Source organism: Mycobacterium sp. HM-7 (assembly GCF_053852335.1).
In genome coordinates this window covers 2,682,674-2,705,209 of record NZ_CM132657.1, presented here as the reverse complement: position 1 = coordinate 2,705,209, position 22,536 = coordinate 2,682,674, and the positions used below count along the sequence as shown (strand labels likewise).

The window sequence follows — 22,536 nt, the reverse complement described above, 5'->3', positions numbered from 1 at the left end:
TGTGACGGAATTCAGAAACCGAATCTAGGAAGGTAACCCTTATCACCGAGTAGGCCGGTGCCGAAGAGACCTACGGCTAATCTGCTCTGATGCCCGACCGCCTTCAGCACCTGAGCACGGCCGTCGCGCATTGGCATGCCGACGAGCCGTCCGTCGGCTACCCGCTCAACGCCTCCGAGATCGCGTCGCTGCGCCGGACCCGGAGGTTCGGCGCCACCGGAACGGTACTGATGGCCATCGGCGCACTCGGCGCCGGCGCCCGGCCCGTCGTGCAGGACCCGACGTTCGGGGTGCGCCTGCTCAACCTGCCGTCCCGCATCCAGACCGTCTCGCTGACCATGACGACGACCGGCGCCGTCATGATGGCGCTGGCGTGGCTGATGCTGGGCCGCTACACGCTGGGCAAACGCCGGATGTCCCGCAGTCAGCTGGACCAGACGCTGCTCCTGTGGGCACTGCCGCTGCTGATCGCGCCGCCGATGTACAGCAAGGACGTCTACTCGTACCTGGCGCAGAGCCAGATCGCCAGCATCGGATTGGACCCCTACCGCGTCGGCCCCGCCACGGGCCTCGGGCTCGGCCACGTCTTCACCCTCACGGTGCCGAGCCTGTGGCGAGAAACCCCGGCGCCCTACGGACCACTGTTCCTGTGGATCGGGCGCGGCATCTCGGAGATCACCGGCGACAACATCGTCGCCGGAGTGCTCTGCCATCGACTGGTCGTACTACTCGGAGTCGCCGCCACAGTGTGGGCAACGCCACGTCTGGCCCGGCGTTGCGGCGTGGCCGAGGTCAGCGCCCTGTGGCTGGGACCCTGTAATCCCCTGCTCTTCATGCACCTCATCGCGGGCATCCACAACGAAGCGCCGATGCTCGGACTGATGCTCGCCGGCACCGAATTCGCCATGCGGGGAATCGATTCCGGCCACCCGTTCATCCCGCGGCCACTGCACTGGCCACGACACCGCGACGACTGGGCGGCGTGGTGGCCGCTGGCGATGCTGCTCACCGGCACGGTGCTCATCGCCATGTCGTCGCAGATCAAGCTGCCGTCGCTGCTGGCCCTCGGCTTCGTGTCCATGGCCCTCGCGCGTCGGCTCGGTGGCACGGTCAAGGCCTTCTTCCAGGCCTGTGTGCCGCTGGGCATCGTCGCCCTGGCGGTGATGGCACTCATCGGCTGGGCCAGCGGCCTCGGCTTCGGCTGGCTCTTCACGCTCGGCACCGCGAACGTCGTGCGGTCGTGGATGTCGCCGCCGACGCTCGTCGCGCTCGGCACCGGGCAGGTCGGCATCCTGCTGGGGCTTGGCGACCACACGACCGCGGTCCTCGGCTTGACCCGCGGGATCGGCGTCTTCGTCATCGGCGTGCTGGTGAGCTGGCTGTTGTTGTCGGTCCTGCGGGGCCGACTCCATCCGCTGGGCGGGCTCGGCGTCGCCATGGGGGCGACGGTGCTGCTGTTCCCCGTCGTGCAGCCCTGGTACCTGCTGTGGGCGATCATCCCGCTGGCCTGCTGGGCCACCCGGCCGGGCTTCCGCGGCACGACCATCGTGGTGACGTTCGTCGTCGGCGTCTTCGGCCCGACGGCCAACGGCGACCGGTTCGCGCTCTTCCAGATCCTCGACGCCACCCTGGCCAGCACCGTCATCGTGCTGCTGCTGATCGCGCTGACCCGCGGTCGCCTGCCGTGGCGCGGATTGCCGGAATCAGACAACGGTGACGCCCCTGGTAGCGCCGCTGCCAGGCCCGACGCTTACGCTGAATCCCCGTGAGTTCCGGAGAGACGCCCGTATCGCTGCGCGGCGTCAGCAAGCGCTACGGCGATATCCAGGCCGTGAACAACCTGGACCTCGAGGTGCAGCGCGCCGAGGTGTTGGCCCTGCTCGGACCCAACGGGGCCGGTAAGACCACGACCGTCGAGATGTGCGAAGGCTTCATCAAACCCGACTCCGGCGCCATCTCGATCCTGGGCCTGGACCCGACCGCGGACAACGCCAAGCTGCGTGCCCGCATCGGGGTGATGCTGCAGGGCGGCGGCGGCTACCCGGCCGCGAAGGCCGGCGAAATGCTGAATCTGGTCGCGGCGTACTCGGCCAATCCGCTCGACCCGCAGTGGCTGATGGACACCCTCGGCCTGACCGAAGCGGCCCGCACCACCTACCGCCGGCTGTCCGGCGGACAGCAGCAGCGCCTGGCGCTGGCATGCGCCATCGTCGGACGCCCCGAGCTGGTGTTCCTCGACGAGCCCACCGCGGGCATGGACGCCCACGCTCGAATCGTGGTGTGGGAGCTGATCGAAGGCTTGCGCCGCGACGGCGTGACCGTCGTGCTCACCACGCACCAGCTGACCGAGGCCGAGGAACTGGCCGACCGCATCGTGATCATCGACCACGGCGCCGCAGTGGCTGCCGGCACGCCCGCGGACCTGACGCGCGGCGGCGCCGAGAACCAGTTGCGTTTCTCCGCACCGCCCAAGCTGGACCTGTCACTGCTGATCTCCGCGCTGCCCGAGGACTACCGCGCCACTGAAGCCGGCAGCGGCGAATACCTGGTGGAAGGGCACATCGACCCGCAGGTGCTGGCCACCGTCACGGCCTGGGCCGCCCGGTTGAACGTGCTCGCCACCGACATGCGCGTCGAGCAGCGCAGCCTCGAGGACGTGTTCCTCGACCTGACCGGACGGGAGCTGCGGTCGTGAGTACCGAGACGAATCGGTTCGCCCCGGGGACGTTCACCCCGGATCCGCGACCGGCCGGCATCCCCGCGATGCTGGCAGCGCAGTACGGCCTGGAACTAAAACTGCTGCTGCGCAACGGCGAGCAGCTGCTGCTGACGATGTTCATCCCGATCACGCTGCTGGTCGGGCTCACGCTGCTGCCGCTGGGCTCACTCGGCGATCACCGCCCGGGGACGTTCACTCCGCCGATCATGGCGCTGGCCGTGATCTCGACGGCGTTCACCGGCCAGGCCATCGCCGTCGCGTTCGATCGCCGCTACGGCGCACTCAAACGCCTCGGCGCGACGGCGCTGCCGGTGTGGGGCATCATCGCCGGCAAGTCGCTGGCCGTGGTCACCACGGTGTTTCTGCAGTCAATCCTGTTGGGCGGCATCGGCATTGCACTCGGCTGGCGGCCCGCAATCCTGGGCCTGCTGCTCGGTGCGGTGATCATCGCGCTCGGCACCGCCTCGTTCGCGGCGCTGGGCCTGCTGCTCGGCGGGACGCTCAAGGCCGAGATCGTGCTGGCCCTGGCGAACCTGCTGTGGTTCGTCCTCGCCGCGCTCGGCGCCTTGACCATCGAGCACCGCGTGGTCCCCGAGGCGCTGCGCTGGGTGGCCCGGTTGACGCCGTCGGGCGCGCTGACCGAATCGCTGACACAAGCGATGACGCTGTCGGTGGACTGGTTCGGCATCGCGGTGCTGGCCGCGTGGGGCGTGCTCGCCGGGCTGGCCGCGATGCGCTGGTTCCGGTTCAGCTGACGGCCCCTACTACGCCGCGTAGTTACCACTGCTCTACGATCAGGCCGTGCTCGACAAGCTGCCCATCCCCTCACTTCGGGTCCAGCGGCTCATCGCGTTCCTGGTCATCCTGACCCAGGGCGGCATCGCCGTCACCGGGGCCATCGTCCGGGTGACCGCGTCCGGCCTGGGCTGCCCGACCTGGCCACAGTGCTTCCCCGGCAGCTTCGTGCCGGTGCCACACGCCGAAGTGCCCGTGGTGCACCAGGCCGTCGAATTCACCAACCGCATGTTCACATTCGGCGTGGTGCTGACGGCTGCCCTGGCGGTCCTCGCCGTCATCCGCGCGGGCCGCCGCCGTGAGGTCAAGCTGTACGCCTGGCTGATGCCCGCGTCGACGGTCGTGCAGGCGGTCATCGGCGGCATCACGGTCCGCACCGGGCTGCTGTGGTGGACCGTCGCCGTCCATCTCCTGGTGTCGATGGTGATGGTCTGGCTGGCGGTGTTGCTCTACGTCAAAATCGGCGAACCCGACTCGGGCACCGACCGACTCGTCGTACCGAAGCCACTGCGCTGGTTCACCGTCCTGACCGCAGTCACGCTGTCCGCGGTGCTGGTGACCGGGACGTTGGTCACGGGAGCCGGACCGCACGCCGGCGACAAGAGTGCCCTGCAGCCGGTCAAGCGTCTCCAGGTCGAGATCACCGATCTGGCGCACCTGCACTCGTCACTGTTGGTGGCCTACCTCAGCTTCGTGATCGGCCTCGGTTTCGCCCTGCTCGCGGTGCGCGCCCCCAGGCCGGTGCTGCTGCGGCTGTCGGTCCTTGCCGGGCTGGTCCTCGCCCAGGGCGCGGTCGGCTCCGTCCAGTTCTACACCGGCGTGCCGGCGGTGCTGGTCGCCATCCACGTGGCGGGCGCCGGAGCCTGCACCGCGGCAACCGCGGCGCTATGGGCGTCGATGCGAGAGCGGACCGAGGCCGAGCCGCTCCAGAGCTGACTCGACGCCGATGGCGAACTGCCGTTGCGCCAGAGCACGTTCGGGCTCGGCCAGTTGCCGCCAGCCCAACCCCGGCTCGACCAATTCCAGCTCGAGCAACCGGGGGTCCCGGCGATCGCCGATGAGGTCCACCCGGGCGTACAACAGCTCCGCCGGCTCGATGCCGAGGTGCGCTGCCGCCGCGGACAGTGTCGCGTAGCCGACGTCCCACAATTCGAAATCGGGATCGGCCGGTCGCAGCTGTTCCTCGGCATACGTCCCGGATTCGTGCATCTCCGGACTGCCACCGGGTGGCGGCAACATCGGCCCCTTGATGAATGCGTGCGACTGCTTGCCCGCCAGGAACACGAGCGCGGTCTCCCCCGCCTCTATGCGCTCGTCGTAGGGCTGGATCAGCGCGGTACGACCGTCGGCCTGCAGTGACTCGGCGTGCTCGGCGGCCGCGGCCGCATCGATGAATCGTTGCGCCCCAACCGAACCGGCACCCACCGCGGGCTTGACGACGACCTCGCCGGCAGGCACCGTCACCGGCTCCCCCGGGGCGAAGAAGCTGCTGGGCACCGTGGGCACCCCGGCCGCCGCCAGATCCGCCAGGTAGCGCTTGTCACTGTTCCACGCGACCACCTCGGGTGCGTTCAGCAGATTGCGCACCTTCCTGGTCCACGCGAGGAATTCGTCGTGCCGCTCGGTGTAGTCCCACGTGGCCCGCAGGACCACGAGATCGGCCTGCAGCGTGGCCGGGTCGTCCCAGGCCAGCCAACGCGCGTGCAAACCGCGGTCCCGCAACGCCTTGACCAACCCGTCGTCGTCGCCGTCGCCGTCGACGAGAGCCCGGCAACCAGCCAAAACGATGCGGGGATGACGGATATCGGGCCGCGCGAGTTTCACGTTGGAATGATAGGGGGCATGCACGCCATCGAAGTCGCCGAACTCGGCGGTCCGGAAGTCCTGTCCTTCGTCGAACGCCCCGAGCCCACGCCGGGCCCGGGCGAGGTCCTGATCAAGGCCGAGGCCATCGGCGTCAACTTCATCGACACCTACTTCCGCTCCGGGCTGTACCCCCGCCCGGTCCCCTACATCCCGGGCCAGGAGGTCTGCGGCACCATCACCGCGGTCGGCGACGATGTGGCCGCCCTGGCGGTCGGCGACCGGGTGGTCACCGCCGCGGCGGACGCCACCTACTCCGAATACTGCGTCGCGCCAGCCGATTACGTGGCCTACGTGCCGGAGGGCGTGGAGCCCGAGGTGGCCGCCGCGGCACTGCTCAAAGGCATGACTGCGCACTACCTGATCAAGTCGACCTACCCCGTGCAGCAGGGCGACACCGTGCTGCTGCACGCCGGCGCCGGCGGCGTCGGGCTGATCCTGACCCAGTGGGCCACGAGTATGGCGGTGCGCGTCATCACCACGGTCTCCAACAGCGACAAGGCTGCGCTGTCCCGGCAGGCCGGCGCCGTAGAGGTGCTGGACTACCCCACCGACCCGGCCGAGTTCGGCGCCAAGATTCGCGAACTCACCGACGGCGCCGGCGTCGCCGCGGTGTACGACGGCGTGGGGGCTTCCACGTTCGAGGCCAGCATCGCCAGCCTCGCGGTGCGGGGCACCCTGGCGTTGTTCGGTGCGTCCAGCGGGCCCGTGCCGCCTTTCGATCCGCAGCGCCTCAACAGTGCCGGGTCCCTGTTCCTGACCCGGCCGACTCTTGCCCACTACACCCGCAATGCGGACGAATTCTCGTGGCGGGCAGGCGAACTGCTGCAGGCCATCTCCGATGGCACCCTCAATGTGACGGTCAGCCAGCGCTATCCCCTGGCCGACGCCGCCCGCGCCCACGCCGACCTGCAGGCCCGCCTGACCGTCGGCTCGGTGGTGCTGGTGCCCTAGACCGGCTCGGCGGCCGGGAACGTCCAGCTGCCGTCGAGAATCTCGGGCCGCGGGCGGTAGAGCCGCACGGTGTAGTTCCAGCCCGGGGTGATCGGTAGCAGGTTGGCCGCACCCGTGCCGCCGAACTGGATGGTGGTGCTGCCGTCGGTCTCCGTGACGGCGGTGATGTTGTTCACCGAGTACGCGTTCTGCGCGTTGGCGGTGAAGTAGCCGTCCTTGTCGTAGACGGTGACCGACCAGAATCCGTCCACCGGAACGTCGTTGACGGTCAGCCGGTGCACCGTGGCGCCGTCGTGCTGTGATGGCACCACGGTCAGGTAGAACGCGTCACGCTCGGGATTGCCGCCCCAGGCGTTGGCCGACCCGATCAGGTGCCGCACCGGGTCCGTGTCGGCGGCGGTGCCGAACATGCCCTTGGTGTCCGGCAGCGTGGTGGCCAGCGTGATGAGCGCATCGCGTACGGTCTTCTGGCTCACCGGGTCCCAGTCCGGGACCGCGAACGTGCCCGGTACAGCCTGTGCGACGGCGATCGCATCCTGCAGCGCGTGCACGGCAGCCACGTCGTCGGCGTCGTCGGGGTCGACCAGAATCCGGACCGCTGCCGCGACATAGCGCGTGCCCGCGTCGTCGCGCGTGAGCGTCACCGCGGCGGGGGCGTACGCGACCTGAATCGTGTAGTGGTCCTCGCTGATGATCTGGAGCGACATGAACCGGTCCGCGCTGTCCGGCAGAGTGACGGTGACAGGCCCGGCGTCGAGGTCGAATACCGCTGCCGAGTAGAGGGTGTCGCGGTTCTGCCGGATGACGATCTGGTGGTCGATCGAGCTGAGTTCGCGGTTGTGGAAGAAGGCGCCGAAGCCGTTGTCGCGGACGATACCGCCGAAGTACAGATCGGATTCGGCGCGGGCGAAGTTGTCGGGGCTCACCGGTTGGGGCATGCCCCCAAGCTAGCGGCTCGGGTCAGTGGAACAGCGTCGGCAGCGCGAGCGCCGAGTCGACCGCCAGCGCACAGAACAGAACGGCGAGGTAGTTGTTCGACTGCAGGAACAGGCGCAGCGGCTTCACCGGCTCGCCACGCTTCACACCCGAGTACAGCTGGTGCGCCATCACCAGGAACCACGCGCCGGCGACGAGAGCCACGGCGGCGTACAGCCAGCCGGTGGCGAACGCCAGTGCCAGCGTCGTCAGGACCGTCGCCCAGGTGTAGATGAGGATCTGCTTGGTCACCTCGCGCTCGGTGGCCACGACAGGCAGCATCGGCACGCCGGCTGCTTCGTAGTCCTCCTTGTAGCGCATTGCCAGGGCCCAGGTGTGCGGCGGCGTCCAGAAGAAGATGATCAGGAACATCACCAGCGCGGGCCACTGAATGGTGCCGGTGACCGCCGACCAGCCGATCATCACCGGCATGCAGCCGGCGGCACCGCCCCACACCACGTTCTGTGAGGTGCGGCGCTTCAGCAGCAGCGTGTAGACGAAGACGTAAAAGGCGATCGTCGCCAGGGCCAGCAGGCCCGACAGCAGATTCGAGCTGCGCCACAGCCACAGGAACGACGTGACGGTCAGTACCAGGCCGAAGATCAGCGCATTCCGGGTGGGCACCGTCGCGCGGGCCAACGGCCGACGGGCCGTGCGCTTCATCACCTTGTCGATGTCGGCGTCGGCGACACAGTTCAGGGTGTTCGCGCCGGCAGCCGCGAGCAGGCCGCCGACCAGGGTGTTCAGGATCAACAGCGGTTTGATCGGGCCCTGGCTGGCCACCACATCGAACCGGTGGGCAAGGAGCATCGCCGGAATTGTGGTCACCAGCAGCAGTTCGATGACCCGCGGCTTGGTGAGGGCGATGTAGGCCAGCAACGTGTCCCGAACACGGTTCGGCGACTTGGTGGCGGACTCGTCAGACGCCGCAGCTCCGGGACCGAAACCGTGCGCCCCGTGGACAGAACGGCGCTCGCGAATGCTCACGCAGATATCTCCTCGGAAGTCACGGCCGCGCAGCCTCTACTACAGACGATGGTAGACCGCGCACCTGAGTGCTCCACACCGCAGGGTGCATTCAGGTGAACGGAAACCCAATCGCGGACAGGCCAAAGGTGAAGCGGTCTGCACCGCACCAGCGGCGCGCACTAGGGTAGTCATGCAGCTCGCTTGCAATTCGCCGAGCCCGAGACGTCCCCCAGTAGGAGTGCGCCCGTGACCACAGTCGAAGAGATTTCCGAACTCACCCGCCCGCACCACCCGGACGACTGGACCGAGCTGGACTCGGCCGCCGTCGACACCGTACGAGTGCTGGCCGCGGATGCGGTTCAGAAGGTCGGAAACGGCCACCCCGGAACCGCGATGAGCCTGGCCCCGCTGGCCTACACGCTGTTCCAGCGCCAGATGCGGCACGACCCGGCCGACACCCATTGGATCGGCCGCGACCGCTTCGTCCTGTCCTGTGGCCACTCCAGCCTGACGCTGTACCTGCAGCTGTACATGGGCGGCTTCGGCCTCGAGCTCGCCGACATCGAGGCGCTGCGCACGTGGGGCTCGCTGACCCCGGGTCACCCCGAGTACGGCCACACCAAGGGTGTGGAGATCACCACGGGCCCGCTGGGCCAGGGCCTGGCGTCCTCGGTCGGTATGGCGATGGCCGCCCGCTATGAGCGGGGCCTGTTCGACCCCGACGCCGCCCCCGGCGAGAGCCCGTTCGACCACTTCATCTACGTCATCGCCTCGGACGGTGACATGGAAGAGGGCGTGACCAGCGAGGCGTCGTCGCTCGCCGGTACCCAGCAGCTCGGCAACCTCATCGTGCTGTGGGACAACAACAAGATCTCCATCGAGCACGACACCGACATCGCGCTCTCCGAGGACGTCTGCGCCCGCTACCGCGCTTACGGCTGGCACGTCCAGGAGGTCGAGGGCGGCGAGAACGTGGTGGCGATCGAAGAGGCCCTGGCCGCCGCCCGCGCCGTGACCGACAAGCCGTCGTTCATCTCGGTTCGCACCATCATCGGCTATCCCGCCCCCACCAAGATGAACACCGGCGGGGTGCACGGCTCGGCGCTGGGCGCCGACGAGGTCGCCGCCACCAAGAAGGTGCTCGGCTTCGACCCGGACAAGAGCTTCGACGTGAAGCCTGAGGTGATCGACCACACCCGCGAGCTGGTGGCCCGCGGCAAGAAGGCGCACGACGAGTGGCAGGTCGCGTTCGACGCCTGGGCCACCAAGGAGCCCGAGCGCAAGAAGCTGCTGGACCGCCTGCACGCCGGCGAACTGCCCGAGGGCTGGGACGCCGACCTGACGTACTGGGAGCCGGGCAGCAAGGCCGTCGCGACCCGGGCGGCGTTCGGCAAGGTGCTCAATGACGTCGCCACCAAGCTGCCCGAATTGTGGGGTGGCTCAGCCGATCTCGCGGGCAGTAACAACACCACCATCAACGGGGTGAAGTCGTTCGGCCCGCCGTCGATCTCGACCGAGGACTACACCGCCGACTGGTACGGCCGGGTGCTGCACTTCGGCATCCGCGAGCACGCCATGGGCTCGATCCTGAGCGGCATCGTGCTGCACGGTCCGACGCGCCCGTTCGGCGGTACCTTCCTGCAGTTCGCCGACTACATGCGTCCGGCGGTGCGGTTGGCCGCGCTGATGAACATCGACCCGATCTACATCTGGACCCACGACTCCATCGGTCTGGGTGAGGACGGTCCGACGCACCAGCCGATCGAGCACCTGGCCGCGCTGCGCGCGATCCCGAACCTGTCGGTGGTCCGTCCCGCCGACCCGAACGAGACCGCCTACACCTGGCGCACCATCCTGCAGCGCACCCACGGCAACAACCCGACCGGTTTCATCCTGACCCGCCAAGGGGTACCCGTCCTCGAGGGCACCGACGCCGAGGGCGCTGCCCGCGGTGGTTACGTGCTCGGTGGCGGCAACCCGGCCGACGACGCGGACGTCATCATCATCGCGACCGGCTCCGAGGTGCAGTTGGCCGTCGAGGCACAGAAGCTGTTGGCAGACAAGGACATCGTCGCCTACGTGGTGTCGATGCCATGTCTGGAGTGGTTCGAGGCGCAGCCCAAGGAGTACCGCGACGCGGTACTGCCGCCCGACGTCTCGGCACGAGTTGCAGTCGAGGCCGGCATCGCCCAGCCTTGGCACAAGCTGGTCGGTGACACCGGCGAGATCATCTCGATCGAGCACTACGGCGCGTCGGCTGACGACAAGACGCTGTTCCGGGAGTTCGGCTTCACCGCGGAAGCGGTTGTGGCGGCCGCGGAACGCTCGTTGGACAACTGACGGCTCGCCGTCGCAGATAACCGATCCACCGACAAGGAGCATTCAGATGACTCAGAACCCGAACCTTGCGGCGCTGAGCGCCGCCGGTGTATCCGTGTGGCTCGACGACCTGTCCCGGGAGCGGCTGCAGACGGGGAACCTCACCGAGCTGATCAATACCCGCAGCGTCGTGGGCGTCACCACCAACCCGTCGATCTTCCAGGCCGCGCTGTCGAAGGGCACGGCCTACGACGAGCAGGTGCACGAGCTGGCGTCCCGCGGTGCCGACGTGGACGCCACCATCCGCACTGTCACCACCGATGACGTCCGCAACGCCTGCGACGTGCTGGCCAAGGTGTACGAAGCCTCTGGCGGCGTCGACGGCCGGGTGTCCATCGAGGTCGACCCGCGGCTGGCGCACGACACCGACAAGACGATCCTGCAGGCCATCGAGCTGTGGAAGATCGTCGACCGGCCGAACCTGCTGATCAAGATTCCGGCGACGCTGGCGGGCCTGCCGGCGATCACCGCGGTGATCGCCGAGGGCATCTCGGTCAACGTCACCCTGATCTTCTCGGTGGAGCGGCACCGCGCCGTGATGGACGCGTACCTGACCGGGCTCGAGAAGGCCCGCGAAGCCGGCCACGACCTGTCGAAGATCCATTCTGTCGCTTCGTTCTTCGTGTCCCGCGTGGACACCGAGATCGACGCGCGGCTGGAGAAGATCGGTGGCTCGGCGCTGGGTCTGCGCGGTAAGGCCGGCGTCGCCAACGCACGGCTGGCCTACGCGGCCTTCGAGCAGGTCTTCGGTGGCCCGCAGTTCACGAACCTCAAGGCCGAGGGTGCTCGCGTGCAGCGTCCGCTGTGGGCGTCGACCGGCGTGAAGAACCCGGACTACCCCGACACGCTCTACGTCACCGAACTGGTCGCCGCCGACACGGTGAACACCATGCCGGAGAAGACCCTCGAAGCGGTCGCCGACCACGGTCAGGTCACCGGCGACACCGTCTCCGGGACGGCTGCCGCGGCGCAGGCCGTCTTCGAGGAGCTGTCGGCCGTCGGCATCGACCTGGACGACGTGTTCAACCTCCTCGAGGTCGAGGGCGTGGAAAAGTTCGAGAAGTCCTGGGGCGAACTGCTCGAAGCCACGCAGGGTCAACTCGACGCTTTGCGATGAGCGCTTGCGCGAAGAGCCGAGGACACAGGCAATGAGCGACAGCAGCGGGCGGCCGGCGGATTGGGTGAACCCCCTGCGGGACAAGCGCGACAAGCGCATGCCCCGCATCGCCGGCCCGTGCGCGGTGGTGATCTTCGGCGTCACGGGTGATCTCGCCCGTAAGAAGCTGATGCCGGCGATCTACGACCTGGCCAACCGGGGGCTTCTGCCGCCCTCGTTCGCCTTGGTCGGCTTCGCGCGGCGGGACTGGGCCGATGAGGATTTCGGCCAGGTCGTCTACGACGCCGTCAAGCAGCATGCGCGGACACCGTTCCGCCAGGAGGTCTGGGACCGCCTCGCCGAGGGATTCCGGTTCGTGCAGGGCACGTTCGACGACGATGCCGCCTTCGAACGGCTGCGCGACACGTTGCACAAGCTCGACGAGGAACGCGGCACCGGTGGCAATCACGCGTTCTACCTGTCGATTCCGCCGAACGCGTTCCCCCAGGTGTGTGAGCAACTGTCCACCTCGGGTCTGGCCAACAAGCCCGACGGGTCCTGGAGCCGGGTGGTCATCGAGAAGCCGTTCGGTCACGACCTGGCCAGCGCCGAAGCCCTCAACGGGGTGGTCAACAGCGTGTTCCCGGAATCGTCGGTGTTCCGCATCGACCATTACCTGGGCAAGGAGACCGTCCAGAACATCTTGGCGCTGCGGTTCGCCAACGAACTGTTCGAGCCCGTGTGGAACGCGCATTACGTCGACAGTGTGCAGATCACCATGGCCGAGGACATCGGCCTCGGTGGACGCGGCGGCTATTACGACGGCGTGGGCGCCGCCCGCGACGTCATCCAGAACCACCTCCTGCAACTGCTGGCGCTGACGGCGCTGGAGGAGCCGGTCAACTTCTCGCCGCATGAACTGCAGGCCGAGAAGATCAAGGTGCTGTCGGCGACCCGCCTGGCCGAGCCGCTGGACGAGACCACGGCGCGCGGTCAGTACGCCGCCGGCTGGCAGGGCGGGCAGAAGGTGGTCGGGCTGCTCGATGAAGAAGGGTTCTCGTCGACTTCGACCACCGAGACCTTCGCGGCCATCACCGTGGAAGTCGACACCCGGCGCTGGGCCGGCGTGCCGTTCTATCTACGCACCGGAAAACGGTTGGGGCGCAGGGTCACCGAGATCGCATTGGTGTTCAAGCGGGCCCCGCACCTGCCGTTCGATGCCACGATGACCGACGAGCTCGGTCAGAACGCGCTGGTGATCCGGGTGCAGCCCGACGAGGGCATCACCCTGCGGTTCGGTTCGAAGGTGCCCGGGCATCTCATGGAGGTCCGCGATGTGAGCATGGACTTCTCGTACGGTTCGGCGTTCGCCGAGGACTCCCCCGAAGCCTACGAGCGGCTGATCCTCGACGTCCTGCTCGGTGAGCCCTCGCTGTTCCCGGTGAATGCCGAAGTCGAGTTGTCGTGGAAGATTCTCGATCCCGCACTGGAGCATTGGGCCGCGCAGGACAAGGACGGCGGACGGCCCGAGGCCTACGAGTCGGGCACCTGGGGGCCGGAGTCAGCGTTCGAGATGCTGCGGCGCTCGGGCCGCGAATGGAGGCGGCCATGATTCTCGATCTGCCCGACACCAACACCGGTGCCATCAACAAGAAGATCGTCTCCCTGCGCGAAGAGGGCGGTGCCATCACCCTCGGCCGCGTACTGACCCTGGTGGTGGCTCCCGACACCGAGGCCATCCTGGAAGAGGCGATCGAGGCGGCCAACACCGCGAGTCGCGAACACCCGTGCCGTGTGATCGTCGTGATCCCGGGTGACCGTCTGGCCACCGAAGCCCGCCTCGACGCGCAGCTGCGGGTGGGTCGCGATGCCGGCGCCAATGAGGTTGTGGTGCTGCGCCTTTCGGGCCCCCTGGCCGGCCATGCCAGTAGCGTCGTGACGCCATTCCTGCTGCCGGACACCCCGGTGGTCACCTGGTGGCCCGACGTGGCACCGGCGGTGCCGGCGGCCGATCCGCTGGGCAAGCTGGCGATCCGCCGGATCACCGACGCCACCAATGGTGAAGACCCGCAGGTGTGTATCAAGAGCCGGTTGGCCGGATACACATCGGGGGACACCGATCTGGCCTGGAGCAGGGTGACGTACTGGCGGGCGCTACTCGCCGCCGCCTTGGACCAGGCACCCTACGAACCGATCACCGAAGCGCTGGTATCAGGGCTGAAAGACGAACCGGCCCTGGACATTCTGGCCGGCTGGCTGGCGGCCTGCATCGACGGGCCGGTCACGCGCGCGGTCGGCGAGCTCAAAGTCGTGCTGACCCGGCCGACCGAAACCATCACGTTGAGCCGGCCACAAACCGGAGTCACCGCGTCGCTCACCCGCACCGGCCGGCCGGAGGCACGGATTCCCTTGGCCCGCAGGGAAGCACGCGACTGCCTCGCCGAAGAGATGCGCCGGCTCGATGCCGACGAGATCTACCACCGTGCCCTGCAGGGCCTGGACAAGGTCATTTATGCCTGAGCAGATCATCGAAAAGTATTCCGATTCTGACGCTTTGGTGACCGCGGTGGGCGATCGCCTCGTCGCGGCCATCAACAGCGCCATCGAGGCCCGCGGCATCGCGTACATCGTATTGACCGGCGGCGGCACCGGCATCAAGCTGCTCAAGCATGTCGGTGGACATCCGATCGACTGGGCCAAGGTGCATCTGTTCTGGGGTGACGACCGCTACGTCCCGGCCGACGATGCCGACCGGAATATCAAGCAGGCCCGGGAAGCGCTGCTGAATTCCGTTGCCATCCCGGCGGACAACGTGCACGCGATGGCCGCGAGTGACGGTGAGTTCGGCGACGACATCGACGCGGCGGCCGCCGCCTACGAGCGCGAACTGGCCTTGGTAGCCGGGAACGGTTCGCCGACACCGGAATTCGACGTGCACCTGATGGGCATGGGCGGCGAGGGACACGTCAACTCACTGTTCCCGCACACCGTTGCCGTCCGAGAGACCGAGCGGTACGTCGTCGGCGTCACCGACTCCCCCAAGCCGCCGCCGCGCCGGATCACACTGACGCTGCCCGCGGTCCGTCGCTCCCGTCAGGTCTGGCTGGTCGTGGCCGGCGCGGAGAAGGCGGACGCGGTGGCAGCCGCCGTCGGTGGCGCAGCGGCAGAAGACATTCCAGCGGCCGGCGCGATCGGCACCGAGGCGACCGTGTGGTTGCTCGACGAGGCCGCCGCGGCGAAACTGTAGCCATGGTCGACAAAGGCGACGGTCGTTCACGACCCGTGCGCGGCCGCATCCGAACGTTGACGGACGCCGCGTTGAACGCCGACGTCATGGTGTCCCAGGTCGACTCGCTGCTCGTCGACATGGAAGGCACGCTGTCGACCCTGAGCACACTGACGGGCGACCTCGACACCACAATGTCGCGGTTCAACGAGACCATCACCCAGATCGACGAGCTCGCGCCGCGCATCTTCGGCGTGGTCGACCGAATGGAAGCGATCGTGACGCGCGTCGAGGCCATCGTCGGCGTCGCCGAGACAGTCCTGTCACCGATCACGGTCACAGAGAACGCGGTGCGTAGCGTGCTGAAGTCAGTACGCGACTGGGCTCCGTAGCGCAGTTGTAAAGAAAACTTTGGTCACTTTGTGCGCGCTGGTCACGATAGGTGACTAGCGTCACACGGGCGGCGGTTTCTTGTCGGTGGTTCGAACTAGTGTTCGATGTATGGGAAGTGATCGGGCCGCCATCTTCGCCGCGTATACCGCGGCCGAGGAGGTGGTCACCGAACTCAACTCATTCGATTACAGCGGCCTGTCAGTCCGCGACCAACTCGAACTGCTGTCCCGCCGCGAGAAACTGATGCGCCGCTTCCCGGCTGCCGACCACGCCCTGCTGGCCGGTCTGCGGGCCCAAACCACACCGAAAGAGATCGGCGGGAAGAACTGGGCCGACGTGCTGCGCATCCGGTTGCACATCAGCAGTGAGGATGCGCGGCGGCGGGTCCGCCACGGCGAACACGTCGGCCCGCGTACCGGACTGACCGGAGAGGCTTTGCCGCCCTTGTGGGAGGAGGTGGCTCGGGCTCAGGCTGCCGGTGACCTCAACGCCGAGCACATCGAGGTGATCGCGAACTTGCTGGCCAATCTGCCGTTGTGGGTTGACCTGGCCACCACCACCCAGTGCGAACAATCGCTAGTGGCCGGGGCGCGGCACCAAACCCCCGAGGAACTGCGGGCCGTGGCGAAAAAGCTGATGGACGCACTCGATCCGGACGGCCCCGAACCCGACGATTCAGAACCGCATCCCAAACGCGGCATGACCACCGGCAAGCAACGCTCCGACCACACCTCCGAGATCAGCGGCACCATTGACGCCGAAACCCGCGCCTACTGGGACGCGATCAACGACAAGTGGGCCGCACCCGGCATGTGCAACCCCGCCGACCCGCAGCCCTGCATCTCTGGCACACCCACCCAAGAACAGATCGCGGGCGACACCCGCACCCCGGCCCAACGCCGGCACGACGCCTACAAAATGGTCGGCCGCATGATCCTGCAATCGCGCATGCTCGGTCACCTCAACGGCCTCCCGGTCACCGTGGTCGCCACCGCCACCGTTACCGACCTGCAGCGCGGCACCGGTGTCGCTGTCACACATACGGGCACCAAACTGCCGATCCGGGACCTGATCCGCATGGCCGCCGGCGGTGCGCACCACTACCTGACGGTGTTCGACCAGCACACCAGTATCCCGCTGTATCTAGCCCGGGCCCGCCGCACCGCATCACCGGGCCAGCGCCTCGCGTTGTTCGCCGCCCACCTGGGCTGCACCCGACCCAACTGCACCGCCCCCGCCTCGCGCTCCCAAGCCCACCACCTGGTCCCGTGGAAACACGGCGGCGCCACCGACATCACCAACCTCACCCTGGCGTGCGGGCCCGACAACCGAGCCGCCGACACCGGCGGCTGGAGCACCACCATGGGCCCCGACGGCCGCACCCACTGGACCCCACCACCACTACTGGACGTCGGCCAACCGCGAACCAACCAATACCACCACCCCACCCTCTACCCACCCGAGAGCGACGACGAGGGCGGCGAAAGCGACAGTCCCACAAGCTGAGTCGACGCTCGGTTACGCCGCATCACGACGCGCCGAGGCGTGCCGCGGCGGGTGAACCTCGCACCGTCGGCTTTGCGCACCAGCGCGCCTCGCACCGTTAGGCACTTCGACGCGCGTGCCCGCCCCTACCCGCTGTTGCGCAGTGCGGTCGCCAGCCCACTCATGGTCAGCAGGATGCCGCGTTGCACGAGTTCGTCGTCGTCACCCGAGCGGTAGCGGCGCAGCAGCTCGACCTGGAGGTGGTTCAGCGGCTCCAGGTACGGGAACCGGTTGAACACCGACCGCGCGAGGGCCGGGTTGTCGGCGAGCAGGTCGTCGTGACCGGTGATCAGCGCGTGCATCCGGATGGTGCGCTCATGTTCGGCGGCGATCTTGTCGAACACCCGGTGGCGCAGCGCCTCGTCGTCCACGAGCTCCGAATATCGCGCTGCGAGACCGAGATCCGACTTGGCCAGCACCTGCGCCATGTTGGACAGCACGGTCCGGAAGAACGGCCACTTGGCGTACAGGTCCTGCAGCACGTCGAGGCCGCCATCGGTGTTGTCGACGAACTCCTCGAACGCGGTCCCGGTGCCGTACCAGCCGGGCAGCATGACGCGCGACTGGCTCCAGGCCAGTACCCACGGGATGGCCCGCAGATCGGCGATCGAGGTGGTCGGCTTGCGGGACGTCGGGCGGCTCCCGATGTTGAGCGCACCGATCTCGCTGACGGGCGTCGACGCCTTGAAGTACTCGACGAATCCCGGTGTGTCGTGGACCAATTCGCTGTAGGCACGTTGCGCCCGGGCAGCAAGGTCGTCCAGCACATCGTAGGCAGGTGCCGCGGCGTCGCCGAGTCCTTCGACGTCGAGCAGGGTCGACTCCAGGGTCGCGGCGAGGAGGGTCTCGAGATTGCGATGTGCCGCATGAGGTTCGGCGTACTTGGCGGCGATCACCTCGCCCTGCTCGGTGATCCGCAGCGACCCCCTGACCGCGCCGGGAGGCTGGGCAAGGATCGCGTCGTAGCTCGGGCCGCCGCCGCGGCCGACGGTGCCGCCCCGGCCATGGAAGAGCCGCAGCCGGATTCCGGTCTTGCGGGCCGATTCCACGAGATCGAGCTCGGCCCGATACAGCGCCCAGTTGGCCGCCAGGTACCCGCCATCCTTGTTGGAGTCCGAATAACCGAGCATGACCTCCTGGTGGTCGTCCCGGGCGGTGACGATCGAGCGGTACAGCGGAATGGCAAGGGCCGCTTCCAGAATCGATGATCCGCGTTGCAGGTCGTCGATGGTTTCGAACAGCGGCACGATGCCGACCGGGCTGTACGGCTCGGGCCCGGCCGCGTCGAGCAGGCCCGCCTCTTTGAGCAGCACGCCGGCTTCCAGGAGATCGGACACCGACTGACACATCGAGATGATGTAGTTGGGCACGGCCTGCGGTCCGAAGACCTCGACCGCCCGGGCGGCCGCCGCGACGATGTCGAGTTCCTTGCGGGCCAGTTCCGACAACTGCGCTTCGCGGCCCACCAGCGGCCGGCGGGTGGACAGTTCTGCCACCAGGACGGCGACGCGCTCGTCCTCCGGCAGCGACGCGTAATCGGGGTGCACACCGGCCCAGGCCAGCAGCTCGGCGACCACCTGCTCGTGCACGTCGGAGTTCTGCCGCAGGTCCAGCCCACACAAGTGGAAGCCGAAGACGCGCACCGACTCTCGCAGCCGGGCCAGCCGGTCGTCAGCCAGCACACTGGTGCCACCGGCGCGCAGCGAGGCGTCGATGACATCCAGATCGGCCAGCAACTCGGCCGGCGTGGTGTACTGCGGCAGCCCGAGGTCCAGTTCGTGCTCGGGTTGCCGGTCGAGGATCTCGGCGGCGGTGGCCGTCAGGCGCGCGCGGATCACGTGCAGCGTCTGACGGTACGGTTCGTCGGCATGGGCCGGCTCGGGATGCTGGTCGGCCAGCGCCTGCAGCGCATCGCTGACCCGGACCAGCCGTGCCGACATGGAGAGCTCATGTTCCAGCGCAAGGAGTTCGGCGAAGTAGCGGTCGAACGCGGTGTAGGCCGCGCTGCCGGTAGCCAGGCGCACCACGTCGGCGGTCACGTTGGGGTTGCCGTCGCGGTCACCGCCGATCCACGAACCGGGCCGCAGGATCGGCGTCTCCAGCAGCGGCTCACCCGGCCACCGCGCCTGCAGCGCGGTGCGCACCTCTGCGTTGACCTGTGGGATGACGTCGAAGAGCGCGGCCGGGTAGTAGCGCAGCCCGGTGGCGATCTCGTCTTGAATCTTCAACCGCGACAAGCGGATCAGCGCGGTCTGCCACAGGGTGAGGATGTGCCGGCGCAGCTCGGTCTCGAGGTCGCGGCCGTCGCGCGTCTGGGTGTGTCCGTGCAGTCGCAGCCGCATCAGGTCGGTGATCCGGTTCTGGGTGTCGAAGATGGTCCGCCGCCGGGTCTCGGTGGGATGGGCGGTGATCACCGGCGACACCAGCGCGCCGCGCAGTGCATCGGCAACGGCCGCCGCGTCCAGTCCCCCGGCTTCGTCCAGCTTGCGGTACGTCGCGGCCAGGCTGCTGTCTTGCGGCGGTTCGCCGGCCGCCACGTGCACGGCGCGCCGCCGCTCGCGGTGGATGTCCTCGGCGACATTGGCCAGTAGCGCGAAGTGGGTGAATGCCCGGATCACCGGGATCGCCTGATGAATGTCGATGCCGGAGAACAGCGCTGCCAGCTCCGCCCGGTCGATCTCCGATCGCCGCACCCGGAACGATTCCACGCGCGCACGTTCGACCAGATCGAAGACGGCGTCACCGTTCTGCTCGCGCACCGTGTCGCCGAGGATGGCCCCGAGCAATCGGATGTCTTCGCGCATGGGTTCGGTGGCCTCGCGGCCGAGTTCGGTGCGCTGGACCGAGCCGATCGGCAGCAGCGCGGTGTCGGGAGCGTTCGGAACCTCTGCCATCACCTCAGTATCGACGCCCGGCGCCGGCGGCGCAGGGCACGGCTGCCTGGATCACGGGGAACCGACCGGGACAATGGGTACCGACGGCGTGGCCGGGGCACCGGAGGCACGCGATGTCGTCGTCGATGGCTTCTGCCCGTCGGGCAGCACGATCGGATGCGAATCGGCGCTGCCGTCGCCGCCCCCGCTGCCACTGTCCGAGTCCACGGTCGGCGGCCAGTCGACCGATGTCGGCGGCCAGGCCTTGGCCGACGAGCTGCCGCCACCCGGTGGCGCGCAACCGGATCCGGCGCCGAAGTCACCGGCGCCGGTGCAGTCGGCACGGGCAACCGGCGGACAGACGGTGAACCAGGCCGCCACCGCGACGCCGGCCGCCGCGACCCATCGACGGCCCGATATGACAGACGTTCGCGCGACGCTCATAGCTGCAGGACGTCGCCGTAGGCGTTCACACTGTCGTCGTTCTTGTCGGTGTCGATGGTCACCGTCGCGAAGAACCGGATGGCCACCGCACCGCCGCACGCGTCGACCTTGACGTGGGCGTCGTGCACGGTGATGCCACCGGTGCGGCCCTTGAGCGATTTCTTGCCCAGGACCACGTTGGTGATCGTTCCCGGCAGCAGGTTCACCGAGACGTTTCCTCCCAGATCGGCGTAGGGACCGATGGCATTCAGCACGTTTCCGCTGAATCCAGGATTGATGCCGATGTCGGCGTCGCCGCCGACGCTGGCACCTTCGCTGAGGTCGACCTGGCAGCCGAGTTGCAGGCCCACGATCAGCGTTCCGTTGTTGACCGCAGACGAACCGCTCCCGTCGATAGTGGCCTCGGCCCGCCCGGTGACGAAACCCTCACGGGTAAAGGCTGTCGCGGCCATGTTGGGTACCGAGTTCACGGTCATCTGGGTGAGCGAAACCCCAAGGCGCCAACCGTCTTCGGTGCTGACGGTCTGCTGCACGTCGGCGACCGGCAGTGGGTCGGCAGCGGCCACTCCGGTGGCGAGGCCGAGTATCGCCACGGCGCTCGCGCCGATACGAAGAAGATGCACCACGAGGCGAGCGTAGGTGCCGGTGCTAAGCGTCCCCTGTCATCGGCATAAGCACCCGCCCTGCGGACGCTGGGTACTTGCTGTCGGACAAACAAGAACCGGCCACGCCTGCCAGGCGTGGCCGGTTCTGTGAGTCTGAAGCTAGGCGCCGTACTTGATCTGCAGCGCGATGCCGATGATCGACACCAGCCAGATGCCCGTGATGAAGTAGGTCAACCGGTCGAGGTTCTTCTCGACGACGGTCGAGCCGGACAGGCTGGACTGCACGCCGCCGCCGAACAGGGTCGACAGACCGCCTCCCTTGGCCCGGTGGAGCAACACCAGCAACACAACCAACACGCTGGTGATGATCAGCGTGATCTGCAGGGCCAAAATCATGACCCACAGCTTACCGGGTAGGGCGCCGTCCCCCTGCCGCGGTCCACCGTGGCGTCGCCACCTCGACCACAGCTGGTTTGCCAGATTTGCTCAGAAACATCGCAGTTTCGCGGCACAACTCCCGACAACGGCGCACTATGGACAGGTAAACGTTCGGTTATCGGCCTGATTGGAGGCCACCGTGAAAGCGCTCAAAATTGTTTCCGCCGCTTTGCTGACTGCCGCATTTGCGCTGACGACACCGGCAATATCGCTCGCCGCGCCCAGCGACGACACGTGGGATATCGAGGCCTACGACAACTGCATGAAAAAGACGGTCCGCAACGCCGATCTGTGCTGCATCGATTCCGGGGGCGTCCCTGGCATGGATCCCGAGACAGGTTGCCACGCGCCGCCTGCCAAGGCAGCTGACGCGCCGTTGACGACGACGAGGCCGCTCCCGGGCGGCGTGGTCCGGGGCAATCTGCCCACCATGGTGTTGGAGCCGGCCAACTAGGGCCGGCCCCCACACCGCGGAATCAGGGCAGCGGTCCGCCCGCGGCGATCGCCGAGAGCATCGCGAACTGCTCGCCGTCGAGCGAGGCACCGCCGACCAGTGCACCGTCGACATCGGGCTTCGCCACGAGCTCGCCGACGTTCTTGGCATTGACCGAGCCGCCGTAGAGCACGCGGACGGTCGCGGCGATCTCGGGCGACGCCAACTCTGCGAGGGTCGAGCGGATCGCCGCGCACACCTCCTGCGCGTCGGCGGCGCTGGCCACCCGGCCGGTGCCGATGGCCCAGACGGGTTCGTAGGCGATGACCACCTGGCTGATCTGGTCCGCCGAGAGCCCGGCCAGCGAGCCCTGGAGCTGACTGGTGCAGTACTCGACGTGGTTACCGGCCTCGCGGATGTCGAGCCCCTCGCCGATACACACGATCGGGGTCAGACCGTGCTTGAGTGCCGCCTTCGCCTTGGCGGCGACCAGCGTGTCGTCCTCGTGGTGGTAGGTCCGGCGCTCGGAGTGTCCGACGACGACGAACGTGCAGCCCAGCTTGGCCAGGAAAGCACCGCTGACCTCACCGGTGTAGGCACCGGAGTCGTGCTGTGACACGTCCTGGGCGCCGTAGGTGAGCAGGAGCTTGTCGCCGTCGACCAGGGTCTGCACGCTGCGCAGGTCGGTGAACGGCGGCAGGACGGTCACGTCGACCTTGGCGAAGTACTTGTCCGGCAAGGCGAATGCGATCTTCTGCACCAGAGCGATGGCCTCGAAATGGTTGAGGTTCATCTTCCAGTTGCCGGCGATGAGGGGCTTGCGCGCCAT

21 protein-coding genes are annotated in these 22,536 nt (G+C 67.9%); 13 read left to right on the top strand and 8 right to left on the bottom strand.

The window, feature by feature from the left end:
* The first annotated feature begins 89 nt into the window (after positions 1–89).
* From mptB to ACWW1C_RS13070, 4 genes are read left to right on the top strand one after another with little or no spacing between them, the layout of a single operon-like run.
* Complete coding sequence (gene mptB, locus ACWW1C_RS13085; protein ID WP_455983819.1) at positions 90–1,769, top strand: polyprenol phosphomannose-dependent alpha 1,6 mannosyltransferase MptB; 1,680 nt, start codon at positions 90–92, stop codon at positions 1,767–1,769.
* Positions 1,766–2,695: an ABC transporter ATP-binding protein gene (locus ACWW1C_RS13080; protein ID WP_455983818.1), complete on the top strand. Its 930-nt coding sequence runs from the start codon at positions 1,766–1,768 to the stop codon at positions 2,693–2,695. The genes mptB and ACWW1C_RS13080 overlap by 4 nt, the downstream gene beginning before the upstream one ends.
* Positions 2,692–3,474, top strand: a complete 783-nt coding sequence (locus ACWW1C_RS13075; protein ID WP_455983817.1) for an ABC transporter permease — start codon at positions 2,692–2,694, stop codon at positions 3,472–3,474. The genes ACWW1C_RS13080 and ACWW1C_RS13075 overlap by 4 nt, the downstream gene beginning before the upstream one ends.
* 46 nt (positions 3,475–3,520) lie before the next feature.
* The gene (locus ACWW1C_RS13070) at positions 3,521–4,450 is read left to right on the top strand and encodes a COX15/CtaA family protein (RefSeq protein ID WP_455983816.1); all 930 of its coding nucleotides are present in this window, start codon (positions 3,521–3,523) and stop codon (positions 4,448–4,450) included.
* Here ACWW1C_RS13070 and ACWW1C_RS13065 read toward each other — a convergent pair.
* Positions 4,400–5,338 carry an ATP-grasp domain-containing protein gene (locus ACWW1C_RS13065; RefSeq protein ID WP_455983815.1) on the bottom strand — a complete coding sequence of 313 codons (939 nt, stop codon included), beginning with the start codon at positions 5,336–5,338 and terminating at the stop codon, positions 4,400–4,402. The genes ACWW1C_RS13070 and ACWW1C_RS13065 overlap by 51 nt on opposite strands.
* 18 nt (positions 5,339–5,356) lie before the next feature.
* Here ACWW1C_RS13065 and ACWW1C_RS13060 point away from each other — a divergent pair, with 18 nt between their 5' ends.
* Complete coding sequence (locus tag ACWW1C_RS13060) at positions 5,357–6,331, top strand: quinone oxidoreductase family protein (protein WP_455983814.1); 975 nt, start codon at positions 5,357–5,359, stop codon at positions 6,329–6,331.
* Here the strand turns inward: ACWW1C_RS13060 and ACWW1C_RS13055 are convergent.
* Together ACWW1C_RS13055 and ACWW1C_RS13050 are read right to left on the bottom strand one after the other, a co-directional pair.
* Positions 6,328–7,257 (bottom strand): DUF1214 domain-containing protein, encoded by a 930-nt coding sequence (locus tag ACWW1C_RS13055; RefSeq protein ID WP_455984263.1) that lies wholly within the window; start codon positions 7,255–7,257, stop codon positions 6,328–6,330. The genes ACWW1C_RS13060 and ACWW1C_RS13055 overlap by 4 nt on opposite strands.
* A 34-nt stretch (positions 7,258–7,291) precedes the next feature.
* Positions 7,292–8,185, bottom strand: coding sequence for a heme o synthase (locus ACWW1C_RS13050; protein WP_455984262.1), 894 nt, complete (start codon positions 8,183–8,185; stop codon positions 7,292–7,294).
* 336 nt (positions 8,186–8,521) lie between these two features.
* Between ACWW1C_RS13050 and tkt the strand changes: the two genes are divergently transcribed.
* From tkt to ACWW1C_RS13015, 7 genes are all read left to right on the top strand, one after another.
* Complete coding sequence (tkt, locus tag ACWW1C_RS13045) at positions 8,522–10,615, top strand: transketolase (protein ID WP_455983813.1); 2,094 nt, start codon at positions 8,522–8,524, stop codon at positions 10,613–10,615.
* A 46-nt stretch (positions 10,616–10,661) separates the two neighbouring features.
* Positions 10,662–11,771, top strand: coding sequence for a transaldolase (tal, locus tag ACWW1C_RS13040; RefSeq protein ID WP_455983812.1), 1,110 nt, complete (start codon positions 10,662–10,664; stop codon positions 11,769–11,771).
* 31 nt (positions 11,772–11,802) lie between these two features.
* Complete coding sequence (zwf, locus tag ACWW1C_RS13035) at positions 11,803–13,362, top strand: glucose-6-phosphate dehydrogenase (RefSeq protein ID WP_455983811.1); 1,560 nt, start codon at positions 11,803–11,805, stop codon at positions 13,360–13,362.
* Positions 13,359–14,270, top strand: a complete 912-nt coding sequence (opcA, locus tag ACWW1C_RS13030) for a glucose-6-phosphate dehydrogenase assembly protein OpcA (protein WP_455983810.1) — start codon at positions 13,359–13,361, stop codon at positions 14,268–14,270. Before zwf ends, opcA begins: the two co-directional genes overlap by 4 nt.
* Positions 14,263–14,997 carry a 6-phosphogluconolactonase gene (pgl, locus tag ACWW1C_RS13025; protein WP_455983809.1) on the top strand — a complete coding sequence of 245 codons (735 nt, stop codon included), beginning with the start codon at positions 14,263–14,265 and terminating at the stop codon, positions 14,995–14,997. Before opcA ends, pgl begins: the two co-directional genes overlap by 8 nt.
* Before the next feature lie 2 nt (positions 14,998–14,999).
* Positions 15,000–15,368 (top strand): ATPase, encoded by a 369-nt coding sequence (locus tag ACWW1C_RS13020; RefSeq protein ID WP_455983808.1) that lies wholly within the window; start codon positions 15,000–15,002, stop codon positions 15,366–15,368.
* A 109-nt stretch (positions 15,369–15,477) separates the two neighbouring features.
* Positions 15,478–16,875: a DUF222 domain-containing protein gene (locus ACWW1C_RS13015; RefSeq protein WP_455983807.1), complete on the top strand. Its 1,398-nt coding sequence runs from the start codon at positions 15,478–15,480 to the stop codon at positions 16,873–16,875.
* Between the two features lie 125 nt (positions 16,876–17,000).
* Here the strand turns inward: ACWW1C_RS13015 and ppc are convergent, their stop codons facing one another.
* From ppc to secG, 4 genes are all read right to left on the bottom strand, one after another.
* On the bottom strand, positions 17,001–19,808 hold the full coding sequence (ppc, locus tag ACWW1C_RS13010) for a phosphoenolpyruvate carboxylase (RefSeq protein WP_455983806.1): 2,808 nt from the start codon (positions 19,806–19,808) through the stop codon (positions 17,001–17,003).
* Positions 19,809–19,859: 51 nt separating this feature from the next.
* Entirely contained in the window at positions 19,860–20,231 is a 372-nt protein-coding gene (locus tag ACWW1C_RS13005; RefSeq protein WP_455983805.1) for a hypothetical protein, read from the bottom strand.
* Positions 20,228–20,854 (bottom strand): MspA family porin, encoded by a 627-nt coding sequence (locus tag ACWW1C_RS13000; RefSeq protein WP_455984261.1) that lies wholly within the window; start codon positions 20,852–20,854, stop codon positions 20,228–20,230. Before ACWW1C_RS13000 ends, ACWW1C_RS13005 begins: the two co-directional genes overlap by 4 nt.
* Positions 20,855–20,995: 141 nt before the next feature.
* Positions 20,996–21,232, bottom strand: coding sequence for a preprotein translocase subunit SecG (gene secG, locus ACWW1C_RS12995; protein WP_029105032.1), 237 nt, complete (start codon positions 21,230–21,232; stop codon positions 20,996–20,998).
* A 181-nt stretch (positions 21,233–21,413) separates the two neighbouring features.
* Between secG and ACWW1C_RS12990 the strand changes: the two genes are divergently transcribed.
* Positions 21,414–21,728 (top strand): hypothetical protein, encoded by a 315-nt coding sequence (locus ACWW1C_RS12990; protein WP_455983804.1) that lies wholly within the window; start codon positions 21,414–21,416, stop codon positions 21,726–21,728.
* A gap of 22 nt (positions 21,729–21,750) precedes the next feature.
* Here the strand turns inward: ACWW1C_RS12990 and tpiA are convergent, their stop codons facing one another.
* Entirely contained in the window at positions 21,751–22,536 is a 786-nt protein-coding gene (gene tpiA, locus ACWW1C_RS12985; RefSeq protein WP_455983803.1) for a triose-phosphate isomerase, read from the bottom strand.

Excerpts from the sequence above, each read along its gene's own strand:
- opcA (WP_455983810.1), top strand. The coding sequence starts at position 13,359 with ATGATTCTCGATCTGCCCGACACCAACACCGGTGCCATCAACAAGAAG.
- ACWW1C_RS13005 (WP_455983805.1), bottom strand. The coding sequence starts at position 20,231 with ATGAGCGTCGCGCGAACGTCTGTCATATCGGGCCGTCGATGGGTCGCG.
- mptB (WP_455983819.1), top strand. The coding sequence starts at position 90 with ATGCCCGACCGCCTTCAGCACCTGAGCACGGCCGTCGCGCATTGGCAT.
- tal (WP_455983812.1), top strand. The coding sequence starts at position 10,662 with ATGACTCAGAACCCGAACCTTGCGGCGCTGAGCGCCGCCGGTGTATCC.
- pgl (WP_455983809.1), top strand. The coding sequence starts at position 14,263 with ATGCCTGAGCAGATCATCGAAAAGTATTCCGATTCTGACGCTTTGGTG.
- ACWW1C_RS13015 (WP_455983807.1), top strand. The coding sequence starts at position 15,478 with ATGGGAAGTGATCGGGCCGCCATCTTCGCCGCGTATACCGCGGCCGAG.
- tpiA (WP_455983803.1), bottom strand. The coding sequence starts at position 22,536 with ATGGCGCGCAAGCCCCTCATCGCCGGCAACTGGAAGATGAACCTCAAC.
- ppc (WP_455983806.1), bottom strand. The coding sequence starts at position 19,808 with ATGGCAGAGGTTCCGAACGCTCCCGACACCGCGCTGCTGCCGATCGGC.
- ACWW1C_RS13020 (WP_455983808.1), top strand. The coding sequence starts at position 15,000 with ATGGTCGACAAAGGCGACGGTCGTTCACGACCCGTGCGCGGCCGCATC.
- ACWW1C_RS13060 (WP_455983814.1), top strand. The coding sequence starts at position 5,357 with ATGCACGCCATCGAAGTCGCCGAACTCGGCGGTCCGGAAGTCCTGTCC.
- zwf (WP_455983811.1), top strand. The coding sequence starts at position 11,803 with ATGAGCGACAGCAGCGGGCGGCCGGCGGATTGGGTGAACCCCCTGCGG.
- secG (WP_029105032.1), bottom strand. The coding sequence starts at position 21,232 with ATGATTTTGGCCCTGCAGATCACGCTGATCATCACCAGCGTGTTGGTT.